At 45.3% G+C, this 14,456-nt stretch carries 8 protein-coding genes, 2 rRNA genes and 1 other annotated feature (1 of these 11 running past the window's edge); of the genes, 4 read left to right on the top strand and 6 right to left on the bottom strand.

Annotated elements, in window-relative coordinates; genetic code table 11:
- Window positions 1-21 precede the first annotated feature (21 nt).
- A complete protein-coding gene (gene guaB, locus IGI78_RS16380; protein ID WP_074535545.1) occupies window positions 22-1,506 on the top strand; it encodes an IMP dehydrogenase in 1,485 nt (494 codons plus the stop codon).
- A gap of 158 nt (window positions 1,507-1,664) precedes the next feature.
- Here the strand turns inward: guaB and IGI78_RS16375 are convergent, their stop codons facing one another.
- Both IGI78_RS16375 and IGI78_RS16370 read right to left on the bottom strand, forming a co-directional pair.
- On the bottom strand, window positions 1,665-4,370 hold the full coding sequence (locus IGI78_RS16375; RefSeq protein WP_195265661.1) for an ABC transporter permease: 2,706 nt from the start codon (window positions 4,368-4,370) through the stop codon (window positions 1,665-1,667).
- 9 nt (window positions 4,371-4,379) lie between these two features.
- Window positions 4,380-5,081: an ABC transporter ATP-binding protein gene (locus tag IGI78_RS16370; RefSeq protein WP_195265662.1), complete on the bottom strand. Its 702-nt coding sequence runs from the start codon at window positions 5,079-5,081 to the stop codon at window positions 4,380-4,382.
- A gap of 85 nt (window positions 5,082-5,166) precedes the next feature.
- Here IGI78_RS16370 and IGI78_RS16365 point away from each other — a divergent pair, with 85 nt between their 5' ends.
- On the top strand, window positions 5,167-5,793 hold the full coding sequence (locus tag IGI78_RS16365; RefSeq protein ID WP_195265663.1) for a TetR/AcrR family transcriptional regulator: 627 nt from the start codon (window positions 5,167-5,169) through the stop codon (window positions 5,791-5,793).
- Between the two features lie 69 nt (window positions 5,794-5,862).
- Here IGI78_RS16365 and IGI78_RS16360 read toward each other — a convergent pair whose 3' ends face one another.
- The 4 genes from IGI78_RS16360 to IGI78_RS16345 all read right to left on the bottom strand — a co-directional run bounded on the left by IGI78_RS16360 (window position 5,863) and on the right by IGI78_RS16345 (window position 11,126).
- Window positions 5,863-7,383 (bottom strand): polysaccharide deacetylase family protein, encoded by a 1,521-nt coding sequence (locus IGI78_RS16360; RefSeq protein WP_195265673.1) that lies wholly within the window; start codon window positions 7,381-7,383, stop codon window positions 5,863-5,865.
- Between the two features lie 287 nt (window positions 7,384-7,670).
- Window positions 7,671-8,948, bottom strand: a complete 1,278-nt coding sequence (serS, locus tag IGI78_RS16355) for a serine--tRNA ligase (RefSeq protein WP_086293456.1) — start codon at window positions 8,946-8,948, stop codon at window positions 7,671-7,673.
- A gap of 57 nt (window positions 8,949-9,005) precedes the next feature.
- Window positions 9,006-9,203: a binding site (T-box leader), on the bottom strand.
- Between the two features lie 35 nt (window positions 9,204-9,238).
- Entirely contained in the window at window positions 9,239-10,447 is a 1,209-nt protein-coding gene (locus tag IGI78_RS16350; RefSeq protein ID WP_005232945.1) for a sensor histidine kinase, read from the bottom strand.
- Entirely contained in the window at window positions 10,437-11,126 is a 690-nt protein-coding gene (locus tag IGI78_RS16345) for a response regulator transcription factor (protein WP_008376963.1), read from the bottom strand. Before IGI78_RS16345 ends, IGI78_RS16350 begins: the two co-directional genes overlap by 11 nt.
- Before the next feature lie 715 nt (window positions 11,127-11,841).
- Between IGI78_RS16345 and IGI78_RS16340 the strand changes: the two genes are divergently transcribed.
- Together IGI78_RS16340 and IGI78_RS16335 are read left to right on the top strand one after the other, a co-directional pair.
- A 16S ribosomal RNA gene (locus IGI78_RS16340) occupies window positions 11,842-13,400 on the top strand.
- A 227-nt stretch (window positions 13,401-13,627) separates the two neighbouring features.
- A 23S ribosomal RNA gene (locus tag IGI78_RS16335) occupies window positions 13,628-14,456 on the top strand; it runs 2,086 nt beyond the window's last position.
- Together the 16S and 23S rRNA genes form the textbook arrangement of a ribosomal RNA operon.

Below are 14,456 nucleotides of genomic sequence, written 5' to 3'. Positions count from 1 at the left end.
CTTTAAGGAGTGGTTACAAAAATGTCCAACTGGGAAACCAAATTTGTAAAAAAAGGGTTAACGTTTGATGATGTCTTATTGATTCCGGCAGAAAGTCACGTCTTGCCAAATGACGTGGATATGAAAGTGCAGCTTGCCCCGAATATTACACTAAATATTCCAATCATAAGTGCCAGTATGGATACCGTAACTGATAGTAAAATGGCGATCTCAATGGCGCGTCAAGGCGGACTTGGCGTGATTCACAAAAACATGAGTATCGCAGCGCAAGCAGATGAAGTGCGCAAAGTAAAACGTTCTGAAAGCGGCGTGATCATCGATCCGTTTTTCTTAACACCAACCCACTTAGTTGCTGATGCAGAACATTTGATGAGCAAGTACCGCATCAGTGGGGTACCGATCGTAGAAACGATGGAAAACCGCAAATTAGTCGGTATCATCACGAACCGCGACATGCGTTTTGTCACGGATTATACGATGCCGATCAATGATGTGATGACCAAAGACCAATTGATCACAGCACCTGTCGGTACTTCGTTGAAAGACGCGGAAAAAATCTTACAACAACACAAGATCGAAAAATTACCGATCGTTGATGAAGCAGGGATCTTAAGCGGGTTGATCACTATCAAAGATATTGAAAAAGTGATCGAATTCCCGAATGCAGCCAAAGACACGCATGGACGTCTATTAGTGGCAGCGGCAGTCGGTGTTACCAGCGATACCTTTGAACGAGCACAAGCATTATTGGATGCAGGCGTGGACGCAATCGTTATTGATACTGCCCACGGACACAGTGCCGGTGTTTTACGCAAAATCTCTGAAATTCGCGCGCATTTCCCAGAAGCGACATTGATTGCTGGAAATGTTGCCACTGCCGAAGGCACGAAAGCATTGTATGATGCTGGTGTCGATGTCGTAAAAGTCGGGATCGGTCCAGGATCGATCTGTACTACTCGGGTGGTAGCCGGTGTCGGAGTTCCTCAATTGACCGCGATCTATGATGCAGCCTCTGTGGCACGTCAATACGGAAAAGCAATCATTGCTGATGGTGGGATCAAGTACTCTGGCGATATCGTCAAAGCTTTAGCAGCTGGCGGTCATGCCGTAATGCTCGGTAGCATGTTGGCAGGAACCGATGAATCACCAGGTGAATTCGAAATCTATCAAGGCCGTCGCTTCAAAACGTACCGCGGAATGGGTTCATTGGGGGCAATGGAAAAAGGCTCCAGCGACCGTTACTTCCAAGGGGGCGTAAACGAAGCCAACAAATTGGTTCCAGAAGGCATTGAAGGGCGTGTCGCTTATAAAGGCAGCGTTTCTGATATCATCTTCCAAATGATCGGCGGGTTGAAATCAGGGATGGGTTATGTCGGTGCTGGCAATCTACAGCAATTACGTGATGAAGCACAATTCATCCAAATGAGCGGCAACGGACTAAAAGAATCACATCCCCACGATGTTCAAATCACGAAAGAAGCACCGAACTACTCTGTAAAATCATAAAATGTTTCACGTGAAAACAAACGATCCCCTCTGTTCAAAAGCGGACAGAGGGGATTATTTGTTCAAAAAAGGACGTCACTCTCAGCTATCTAGGCAAGAGTGGCGTCCTTTTCTTTAAAATCACTGCTGGATGATCAGCAAATCGCTTTAGCAGCAGCTTATTCGTTTGATTTCAATGCATCGATCATGTTGACATGAGTCAGTTTCACATGGGTGACGCACATCACGATGATCGTAAAGAGAATCGTCATGCCGCCGGCTAAAGCATAGGCCGGCCAATTGATCACTAATGGAAAGACCATGTTTTCCATCGAAGCTTGGATCAAAATAAAGTCAGTCAAGAAGTAACCTACCACGTAGCCTGCGAGAATCCCAAATAACGTAAAGACGATATTTTCCCGTACGATGTACATGGTGACTTCCTTATTGTAAAACCCTAATACTTTAATGGTAGAAAGTTCGCGAATCCGCTCGGAAACATTGATGTTGGTCAAGTTATACAAGACGACAAAGGCTAATGCCCCTGATAATACAACTAAGATCAAGACAATGGAGTTCAAGTTGCCCATCGAATCATCCTGCATTTTGATCTGAGTGGAAAGGAACGTCGTGTTTTTGACTTTGTCGGTATCTAACAAGGCTGTTGATAAAGCTTCCTCTTGCTTTTTCGTCATCGTCTTGCTTTTGACTAAGAACGCATTCGGTTCAAAGGTACTATTGGTGATTTCTTCATAAACGGTTGGTGACAGATAAAGGGAATTGCCTAAATAGTTTTCTGCGATGCCGCTGATAGGTACTTCAAAGGCTTCTTGATCGCTGGTATAGAAGGTCAATGTATCGCCAACCTGCAGATCATACAATTCTGCGTACTTCATAGTCAGCACGGCACCCTCTGTTAATGACAGCTTCTGTCCTGCCGTTGTTTTCAAATGGACATAGTCGGTAAAAGCTTCTTGATCTGCCGGAACCATCAAGGTCAGACTTTGTTTTCCTTGGTTAGCCGGTCGAATCTCGATCGTTTCATTGTAGACTAGCATCGAATGGGTCACAAGAGGCTCGTCTGTTAAAACCGTTTCAGCGGCAGCAACGGTTTCTTCCTTCGCATCATTTAAGGTCACGACGGCTTGATAATCCGTAATGGGTCCAAATTGTTTCGCAGTCACAGCACTTAAGGAATCTTTCAACCCAACGCCTGCCACCATCAGTCCCGTACAACCGGCGATGCCAATGATCGCCATGATCATTCGCGATTTGTAGCGGAAGATGTTACGGAAGCTGACTTTTTGATTGAAGCTTAAACGGGACCATAAGGGGGTAATGGCTTCTAATAAAATCCGTTTCCCAGGTTTTGGCGCCCGAACTTGCAGTAGCTGAGCGGGTTTTTCCCGCAATTCTTTGATCAGAACAAACAGACAGGCACCAAGCGTCGCCAGTAAAAAGGCGATTGCGGCCAAAATAATTGGCGACCAGACATAATAGACGCGAATCCCGTCTAAAAGATACCGTTCGCTGGATAGGAAATAGATCAAACGCGGCAACAGTTCGGTTCCTAATACGGCCCCACTAATAATGCCAATGGCCGAAGAAAGGAGGGCATAAATCAAATATTTAAGGGAGATCTCGACTTTGCCATAGCCCATCGCTTTTAAGGTACCGATCTCTTTGCGGTTTTCTTCTACCATCCGCGTCAGTGTCGTAAAGGTGATCAACGCAGCGATAAAGAAGAAGAAGACTGGGAATACATTGGCGATTGCGGCGATACGATCAGACAGCCCACCATATTCTTGGAAACCGGGATTGTCTTTGCGCTGGTTGTAAAGATACGTGGGCTCTGCCAAGTCTTCGATCTCTGCCCGTTTTTCTGCCAGTGTTTGTTGGGCATCAGTTAGTTCTTGTTGCTGTTCATCTAATTGGTCTTGCTGCTGTGTCAATTCTGCTTCCCCAGCTGCCAATTGGCCTTCGAGGGCTGCTTGTTGTACGGGCGGCAGCTGTGCTAAGGCGGCTTGCTGTTGTTCTAGTTCCGCTTTGGCCTGATCCAGTTGGGCTTGTCCATCAGTTAACTGTTTTTGTCCATCGCGGACTTCTTTTTCTGCAGGGGCTAATTCATCAAAAGCGTCTTGTTGAATTTCTGCTAAGCGTTCTTTAGGACGGTCCGCAAACAGTTCCTCAATCGTTTCTTGATGGGCTGCCATCTTGTCGGTGTACGCATCGGAGTATGTTTCAAGCCCGGCGATATCATCAAAGGCGAGATAGAGGATCGATTTGACCTCCATCGTGAACTGTTTTTCCGGTACATAAGCAAAGTACGTCACGACACCGCTGCCGACATTCGCATAGCCCCGTTCGGCAGCACTGATATAAATCGGAGAAGTGGCAAACCCAACGATCGTATACTCTTTGTCCGACAGATTATCGGCATCATCGATCGTAAAAGTATCACCTATTTGCCAGCCATAATTTTTTGCTTCGGTATCCAGCACGATTTCATCGGCTTTTTCTGGCAGTCGGCCGTCCTTCACCAGTAACTGGTTGAGTTCCTGTGAGGGGTCATAAGAGGTCACTTGCACGACTTCATCTGAATTGGCAGCGTAATAAAATTGATAGGCGGCTTCTGTGTGAGCACCGCTTTTTTCCGCGGCATCAATGTCTTCCTCCGTCAATCCCAGCGTGGAAGTGACTTGCAGATCTGCTAAATGCTGGCCGTTGACATATTCACTCGCGGAATGATTCAGGATCGGGCCGGTCGCTTTGACACCGACAAAGAGAAACGTTCCTAAAAAAATGATCAAGGTGATTGCGATAAAGCGGCCTTTTGATTGGCGAATCTCTCGCAAACTTGCTTTAAGATAGGTCTTATTTTTCATCAGATCCTCCTACCAAACGATTTCATCGATCGAGATGGGATGAGGATTCTCTTCAATGGAACGGACAGTGGCATCGTTGATATGGATCACCCGATCGGCGATCGGGGCAATGGCGCTATTATGGGTGATAATCAACACCGTATTGCCATTTTTCCGGCTAGCGTTTTGCAAAAGCTTCAACACTTGTTTTCCTGTTTCAAAGTCCAAGGCACCAGTCGGTTCATCGCATAGCAGCAGTTTCGGGTTTTTGGCTAACGCCCGAGCGATCGATACCCGCTGCTGTTCCCCACCAGAAAGCTGCGAAGGAAAGTTGTTTTTGCGGTTTTCTAACCCGACTTGGGTCAAGACTTCATCAGGATCGAGTGCATTCGGTGAGACTTCTGTTGCCAATTCAATGTTTTCTTTTGCTGTCAAATTCGGGACCAAATTATAAAACTGGAAGACGAACCCGACGTCTGTGCGGCGGTATTCCGTCAGCTGTTTGTCGTTAAACTTCGCGATATCGACATTGTCGATAATGATTTCTCCTTCATCTGGCGAATCCATCCCGCCTAAAATATTCAAAACGGTCGATTTTCCGGCACCACTGGGTCCAAGGATCACTACTAGTTCGCCTTCTTCAATGGCAAAGGAAAGATCGTTGTTGGCAGTGATGGTGGTTTCGCCCATCTGATAGCGTTTATATTCATTCTTTACTTCAACATAACTCATTAATAAAGCCTCCATTTTTTAAACACGTGTTGATTTAATCACATGGTGTTAGTATACTAAGAAAGAAAAGTAAGAGCAATCCTCAATGCTTGCTTATTTGTCATTAAATAGACAAATATTGATCAAATGTATAGAGAAAAGGGGAAACGATATGGTAGGGACTGTCGGGAACCGTCGAACGATCTACTCGAAAAAAGTGATCCGGCGCGCCTTTCAGGAGTTATTGTTGGAAAAAGAGTATCGCAAAATCACGATCAAAGAGATTGCGGAACGAGCCGATATCAACCGAGGAACATTTTATAAATATTATAAGGATACGGCCGCTTTGTTGGAGGAGATCGAAGGGGAGCTCGTTGAGCAGATCGCATCGAACTTGCAGCAGGAAAATTTGTCATTGGATCTTTGGCTGGAAAAGCTATTGACGATTTTGTATGAGAATCCTAGTACCACCCATTTGATTTTGTTGAACAACAGCCATTTGCTGAATCTTTTGTTGTCTGAGATTAAACCGGAGACCTTGAAACGGTTTGCCCAATACTTTCAAGATGCTTCCGAGGAAGAATTGGAGCTGTGCCTGAGCTTTTTTGTCTGCGGATCTATCGGGTTGATCGAACGCTGGCTCAAAGATTTTTCAACGATGCCGCCAAAAGCTGTCGCTGATCTATTGATTCAAATTTTTGTGACTAATGTGTATGAAGAAAAGAAGGGCTAAAAAAGAGGGAACGATCCAATAACCAAAAAGGAACGCAGCAAGAGACAATTTGCTGCGTTCCTTTTTCTCTTAATCAACGAGGCGTTCATCGTTCATCCCAAAGTATTGATGCAGCGGTTTTTGCCGTGCGCCTAATAATTGATCGACGGTCACGAATTCGTAGCCTTCGTTTTTGAGCGTTTTAATGACTCCCGGTACAGCTTTCACAGATTTCGGGTGGATATCATGAATCAAGATCATGGCACCATTAAAGACATTTTGTTGAACCAAGGCATTGATTTTCTTCGGATCCTTCAATTTCCAGTCTTGAGAATCGATGTCCCATTGAATGATCGGCATGCCGATGGTTTCTGCGCTTTGTTTGTCGATAGCGCCATAAGGGGGCCGTAAATTCCTAGGTAGTAAACCCGTCGCATTGTAAATGGCTTTATTGGTTTTCGTGACTTCTGACTGCAAATCTTCCGCTGAAAGAGTATTCAGCTGCGGATGAGAGTAAGAATGACTGGCGATCTCGTGTCCAGCTTCTTGGACTTTTTTGGCAGCTTGCGGATATTGCTCAACCATTTGTCCTAGCATAAAGAAGGTCGCTTTGACATCATTTTCTTGTAAGATGTTCAACAGATCCATGGTGGAGGTGTTGTTGGGTCCATCATCAAAGGTCAATGCCACGTATTTTTTATTGGGGTCAAGACTTGGCAAGGCATTGTCGAGTTGGTCAGCAGCAACGAGATCAGGATCAATGAATGGGGCGATCTCGCTGTAAGACAGGGTGATTTCCGTCGCTCCCGTCTGATTTTTTGGCAATTCGATGGTCAGCTTCTCTGGATCATAAGTAAATTTCGAATCGAAGGTGATCCGCTCCATGGCCAAGACGGCGTTGATGATTTTTGCGGGTTCCTTAGCTTGATCCAGCAGTTTCTGTTGAATGACTTGTTGAATACCTAATAAGCTGCCTTCATCAGGAACCAGTTCTTTCAAAGACAATTCGGTTTGTGTCTTCTCTGAAACAAAGATCGGTGCATCTGTTAAACGATCAGCATCTTCAAAACGACCGGTTTCTCGATTCCATACATAGCTGTCGGCTTTTAATGAATAGGTAGAGACTTTTGCAGCTACTGTTTGTGCTTGGATACGGGCAACGGTGACGACTTCTTTTTCCGTTTGTTTTTTGCGCAATGACTCAGCGGCTTTCGTCAACCGATCTTTGATATCTTTGATGGGAAACGTATCGAGGTCTTGCGGGCGGTAGATCAGTTCTTTGTTTGCTCCTTTGGAGAGCACTTCAGGCGTTGTTTTTAACCCATTTTGGCTTTGTTCTGCTTGGATTGATGCCAGTAATTTCTCTGCAGCTGCCTCATATTTTGCTTGGGCGGCAACTTCTTGTTGGTGCAACGTGTAAAGGACTGAGCCAGCCGTTGCGATCAAAACGATCAATAATAAGGCGAATAAGGAAAAAATTGCTTTTCGATACGGCTTCTTTTTCGAGGGTGGTCCTTTCGGTCTTTCTTCAGCTGATGTTGTTCGTTTTTGATTATTGTTTGGTTTCTTGTGTAAGTCACTCCGACGGGCATAGGTCTTTCGTTCGGGCATTGGTGAAGCTCCCTTCATTCCATCCTAAATTATGCCCACGTTACCATAAGTCACAGGCACTTTCAACGATCATGCCCGGTTTCTGATAGAGGATTAAAAAGACAAAGGGATTTTTCTAATTATTCGCTTAAAAATTACAACCTTGTTGCGTTGTTTCTCTTGCAAGAAGCGATCAAAGTGGCTAGGGGGGATTGAAACCACTACAGGCGACGTGAACAAGAAAACCCCTAGGGAACGTTCACGCGGTGTGACTGTTCTCTAGGGGTTGCTACTGAGGTTACTAAGGCTTAGGCTTTTTCAATTTTTGTCAGTCCGCCCATGTAAGGAACCAGAACTTCCGGTATCGTTACACTGCCGTCTTCGTTTTGATAATTTTCAAGCACTGCAGCCACCGTCCGACCGACGGCCAGACCAGAGCCGTTTAGTGTATGCATGTAGTGAATCTTGCCCTCTTGATCGCGGTAACGGATCATAGCACGGCGTGCTTGGAAGTCTTCACAGTTTGAGCAAGAGCTGATCTCACGATACATCTCTTGGGCAGGGATCCATACTTCTAAATCATAGGTCTTCGCTGCAGAAAAGCCCATATCTCCTGTACACAAGCTAAGCACACGGTAAGGCAAATGGAGTTTTTGCAAAATGTCTTCGGCATTAGCCGTCATTTTTTCTAATTCTTCATAAGAATGTTCTGCATCACTGAATTTCACCATTTCGACTTTATTGAATTGATGCAAGCGAATCAAGCCGCGAGTGTCACGGCCAGCGCTGCCGGCTTCCGAACGAAATGATGGGCTCAAGGCAGTGAAGTAGGCAGGGAGCTGCTCTTGTTCTAAGATCTCCCCTTGATAGTAGTTGGTCAAAGGTACTTCCGCAGTCGGGATCAAAGTCAAATCAGTGTCTGCCAATTGGAAAACATCTTCTTTGAACTTCGGAAATTGCCCAGTACCGAACATTGCTTGGCTGTTGACGATATACGGGGTGATCATCTCTGTATATCCATGCTCATAAACATGCTGATCCAACATGAAGTTGTATAAGGCACGTTCCAAACGAGCACCTAAGCCTTTGTAGTAAACAAAACGGCTACCAGAAACTTTGGCACCCCGCTCAAAGTCGAGGATCCCCAAGTCTTCTGCGATCTCCCAATGGGGTTTTGGTTCAAAGTCAAAGGTTTTTGGTTCTGCCCAGCGGCGGACTTCTACATTGTCGTCTTCATCTTTGCCCACCGGAACAGAATCATTCGGCAAGTTCGGCAATGTCGTGGCGATCTCTTTGATGTCTTCATCGATTTGGGCGATTTCTTCATCCAATTGCTTGATTTGGCTACCGACTTCTTTCATTTGGGCAATTTTATCTGCCGCGTCTTCTTTCGCCCGTTTCAAGGCAGCGATCTCACCAGAAACATCGTTGCGCAATTTCTTGCGTTCTTCCGTTTGGACTAAGAGTTCTCGGCGACGTTCGTCAAGCGTTAAAAAGCGGTCCAACACTTCTTTTTGCACGCCGCGTGTTGCGAGTTTGCTTTGTACTTCAGCAAAATTTTGGCGAATCATTTTTACATCTAACATAGTGATACATCCTCCTTTGATTTTTCCATAGAAAAAAGGCCATTCCGATCCCGTATTGCTTGGGACGAAATGACCATTCGCGGTGCCACCCAAGTTCAGCTTGCGCTGCCCTTGCTGCTCGTATCGTGAGCCAACGATTTTTCTTTCGAAAAATACACGTTAAAGAACTGGATTCTATTTTTTCCAACACTGATTTTCACCAACCATCAGCTCTCTATACAGATGAAAAAAATATACTAGGTTCTGTGCCTTGATTATTTTCTCTAGCATACCCAAAAAATGTTGGGTCGTCAACCATAGGTTTGTGTGTTGGATAAGTTGTTGCGTTTCAACGGGAGATGGATAATAAAGGACGTCCATTCCGGCGTTGACTTGGCATAGATATAGCCGCCATGTAAGGCGACGATGCTTTGAGCGATCGCTAGACCTAAGCCAGTTCCTCCTGTTTCTTGAGAGCGGGATTCTTCCACTCGGTAGAAACGGTCGAATAGAGAATCAAGGGCTTGCTTAGGGATCATTTGCCCATTGTTTTTGACTGTTAAGATCGCTTCGGTCCCGACTTTCTCGACTTCCATGCGGATCTTATCGGCGCCTTTGCCGTATTTCAAGGCATTTGACAGCAAGTTATTGAAGACCCGCACCAGTTTTTCGGTATCGCCATCCATTTCGATATGCTCTGGACGGGTGTAGGTTTCGATCTTGATGCCTTTTCGACTAGCTTCTAATTCAAAGTCTGCCGCCAATTGTTCAACTAGCTGGGCCATATCAAATTCCATCACATTGATTGGGACGCTAGGCTGGCGCACTTTTGTGTATTCAAACAAATCATCGACGAGTGATTTCATTTGCTTGGCTTTGACATACGCCGTATGGGTATATTTCAGCAATTCTTCTTCTGAATGGTATTGTCGATCTTCAATTAGACCTAAATAGCCGATGATCGAAGTCAATGGTGTCCGAATGTCATGGCTAACATTGGTGATCAGCTCATCTTTGGATTGCTCGATCCGCCGTTCATCTTCGATCGCCGCCACCGTACTGTCGACTAAGCCGTTGATATTAGAAACAATCCGACTTAAATCGCCCCGTAACTCGAAGGGGATGCGATGATCGTAATTGCCTTCCGCAATAAAATGAAGCTCACTGATGATGTGACGTAGCTGCATTTGATGGTAGCGGCGAATCAAACGCCAATATAAGACGATCACATCTAATAGGAAGAACATCGGTAGAATGAAGTTACGCCCACTGCGGAAGATATCCGTATTAAAGGCAGACGTGAAAGCATTCTTCGATGCGTAGATGGCATCAACTAAATCTGGTGAGTTTTCAACGATTGAGGTCAAGATGACCAAAATAGCGATATTTAATAGAAGTAAAAGAACAATCGTTACAATTCCTTCGGCAAATAACTCACTGATTTCCTTTGAGGTCAACGTGATCCGTTTCTTTTTTTCGATTGGTGTGTTGCGCTTTTTTTCAGTTGGTTTACTTCGCATCTATTTTGTAGCCGACCCCCCATACTGTTTGGATGACTTTTTCACCATCCGTGGCTTCTTCGATCTTATCTCGTAAGTGACTGACATGGACCATAACTGTTTTGGCAGAAACGACACTTTCTTGTTTCCAAACTCGTTCAAAAATCTCATCGGCGCTAAAGACACGGTTGGGATGCGATGCCAGTAAGTAGAGGATACCAAATTCTAATGCAGTCAATTGAATTTCGTTGCCATCGACGGTTTTTACTTCATGGGAATCGCGATTGATAATAAGAGAGCTTACTTCCAGAATCTCTGGTTGATTTGAAGCAGCCTGCATCTTGGTTCTTCTCAATAACGATTTTACCCGGGCCATAACTTCTAATGGGTTGAAAGGTTTTGTGACATAATCATCCGCACCGGCGACCAATCCACGAATCTTATCCATATCGGTTGTTTTAGCGGTCAGCATAATAATAGGGATTTGGGATTCTTTTCTCAATTCTTTCACGACTTGCATGCCATCCATTTCCGGCATCATGATATCTAAGATCAATAGTTCGATATCAGAAGTGGTGCGGATCTTGGTCAGTGCTTCTTTTCCATCATATGCTTTGACCGATTCATAACCTTCATTGTGTAAATAAATGCTTAATAGTTCTACGATCTCTTTGTCATCATCTGCTACAAGTATTTTCATACTGGGTCCTCCTAGGAACAATATTCTTTTCTCCATTTTAGCAAATATTCCACAAAATAGATAAAATCATACTTAAATTTATAAGAATGATAGGAATTAAGAAAACACAAAAAGGAAAAAGACGAACGATAGGCAAATAATAACGGAAAAAGTCCTTAAAAAATGCGGAAATCACGGACTAAAAATCACGAATCATCTTTGGAAACGGAGTAACTAGAAACGTTGGTCTATCAATCATTTTATGGTTGACGAATAGCGCAAGTCTTGGTATATTATTACATGTGCCAAATGACTAATTGAATTCCTAAAAAGAATTGAAAAAAGTAGTTGACGCACAGCTCGACAGATGATATTATAACGAAGTCGCAATTTTAAAACAGTTAATCAATGTTGATACATCAACAAAATTAATTGAAAAAAGTTGTTGACAAATAACAAATCATTTGTTATTCTAATAAAGTCGCTGAGACAGCCGCTACGAAGTTGAAAAACAACGAGCGAAAAAAACTTTTAAAAAAAGAGTTGACAATCAAACGTCGCTCTGATATGATATAAAAGTTGCTAACACAGCACGGTAGACCTTTGAAAACTGAACAAAGCAAGCAAACGAACCAATGTGTAGGACGTTTCAATTTATTGAAACAAATACATGCAAGCAATAGCTAGCAAAGTTAATTTTTATGAGCTTAATGACCATCTGGTCATTCAAACAAATCATTATGAGAGTTTGATCCTGGCTCAGGACGAACGCTGGCGGCGTGCCTAATACATGCAAGTCGAACGCTTTTTCTTTCACCGGAGCTTGCTCCACCGAAAGAAAAAGAGTGGCGAACGGGTGAGTAACACGTGGGTAACCTGCCCATCAGAAGGGGATAACACTTGGAAACAGGTGCTAATACCGTATAACACTATTTTCCGCATGGAAGAAAGTTGAAAGGCGCTTTTGCGTCACTGATGGATGGACCCGCGGTGCATTAGCTAGTTGGTGAGGTAACGGCTCACCAAGGCAACGATGCATAGCCGACCTGAGAGGGTGATCGGCCACACTGGGACTGAGACACGGCCCAGACTCCTACGGGAGGCAGCAGTAGGGAATCTTCGGCAATGGACGAAAGTCTGACCGAGCAACGCCGCGTGAGTGAAGAAGGTTTTCGGATCGTAAAACTCTGTTGTTAGAGAAGAACAAGGATGAGAGTAAAATGTTCATCCCTTGACGGTATCTAACCAGAAAGCCACGGCTAACTACGTGCCAGCAGCCGCGGTAATACGTAGGTGGCAAGCGTTGTCCGGATTTATTGGGCGTAAAGCGAGCGCAGGCGGTTTCTTAAGTCTGATGTGAAAGCCCCCGGCTCAACCGGGGAGGGTCATTGGAAACTGGGAGACTTGAGTGCAGAAGAGGAGAGTGGAATTCCATGTGTAGCGGTGAAATGCGTAGATATATGGAGGAACACCAGTGGCGAAGGCGGCTCTCTGGTCTGTAACTGACGCTGAGGCTCGAAAGCGTGGGGAGCGAACAGGATTAGATACCCTGGTAGTCCACGCCGTAAACGATGAGTGCTAAGTGTTGGAGGGTTTCCGCCCTTCAGTGCTGCAGCAAACGCATTAAGCACTCCGCCTGGGGAGTACGACCGCAAGGTTGAAACTCAAAGGAATTGACGGGGGCCCGCACAAGCGGTGGAGCATGTGGTTTAATTCGAAGCAACGCGAAGAACCTTACCAGGTCTTGACATCCTTTGACCACTCTAGAGATAGAGCTTCCCCTTCGGGGGCAAAGTGACAGGTGGTGCATGGTTGTCGTCAGCTCGTGTCGTGAGATGTTGGGTTAAGTCCCGCAACGAGCGCAACCCTTATTGTTAGTTGCCATCATTTAGTTGGGCACTCTAGCGAGACTGCCGGTGACAAACCGGAGGAAGGTGGGGATGACGTCAAATCATCATGCCCCTTATGACCTGGGCTACACACGTGCTACAATGGGAAGTACAACGAGTTGCGAAGTCGCGAGGCTAAGCTAATCTCTTAAAGCTTCTCTCAGTTCGGATTGTAGGCTGCAACTCGCCTACATGAAGCCGGAATCGCTAGTAATCGCGGATCAGCACGCCGCGGTGAATACGTTCCCGGGCCTTGTACACACCGCCCGTCACACCACGAGAGTTTGTAACACCCGAAGTCGGTGAGGTAACCTTTTGGAGCCAGCCGCCTAAGGTGGGATAGATGATTGGGGTGAAGTCGTAACAAGGTAGCCGTATCGGAAGGTGCGGCTGGATCACCTCCTTTCTAAGGAATATTTCGGAAGACTACACATCGTTTGCCTTTGTTCAGTTTTGAGAGGTTTACTCTCAAACAAATTTGTTCATTGAAAACTGGATATCGAAGAAAAAACAAAACAAGTAACACACACCGAGTTGAAATGTTAAAAGAGTTTTTTAATAAGTTCAACGCTTATTTTCTTGAGCAACCTTCTATCGCTAGAAGAAGTACTCAAAACCGACCGTAAGGTCAAAGGTTAAGTGAATAAGGGCGCACGGTGGATGCCTTGGCACTAGGAGCCGATGAAGGACGGGACTAACACCGATATGCTTTGGGGAGCTGTAAGTAAGCTATGATCCAGAGATTTCCGAATGGGGGAACCCAGCATCTTTTATAGGATGTTACGTCTGCGTGAATACATAGCGCAGTCGAGGTAGACGCAGAGAACTGAAACATCTAAGTACCTGCAGGAAGAGAAAGAAAATTCGATTCCCTGAGTAGCGGCGAGCGAAACGGGAAAAGCCCAAACCAACAAGCTTGCTTGTTGGGGTTGTAGGACTCCGATATGGTAGTCTATTCAGATAGTCGAAATACTTGGAAAAGTATGTCAAAGAGGGTAAAAACCCCGTAGGCGAAATTTGGATAACACCTAGGAGGATCCTGAGTACGGCGGAACACGAGGAATTCCGTCGGAATCCGGGAGGACCATCTCCCAAGGCTAAATACTCCCTAGTGACCGATAGTGAACCAGTACCGTGAGGGAAAGGTGAAAAGCACCCCGGAAGGGGAGTGAAATAGATCCTGAAACCGTGTGCCTACAACAAGTTAGAGCCCGTTAATGGGTGATAGCGTGCCTTTTGTAGAATGAACCGGCGAGTTACGATAGCATGCGAGGTTAAGTTGAAGAGACGGAGCCGCAGCGAAAGCGAGTCTGAATAGGGCGAATGAGTATGTTGTCGTAGACCCGAAACCATGTGATCTACCCATGTCCAGGTTGAAGGTGCGGTAAAACGCACTGGAGGACCGAACCCACGTACGTTGAAAAGTGCGGGGATGAGGTGTGGGTAGCGGAGAAATTCCAAA

It is taken from the genome of Enterococcus sp. DIV1767, from assembly GCF_050542585.1.
GTDB classification, from domain to species: Bacteria; Bacillota; Bacilli; order Lactobacillales; family Enterococcaceae; genus Enterococcus_D; species Enterococcus_D innesii.
The sequence above is the reverse complement of the archived record's forward strand: the minus strand, read 5'-3'. Positions and strand labels throughout refer to the sequence as shown.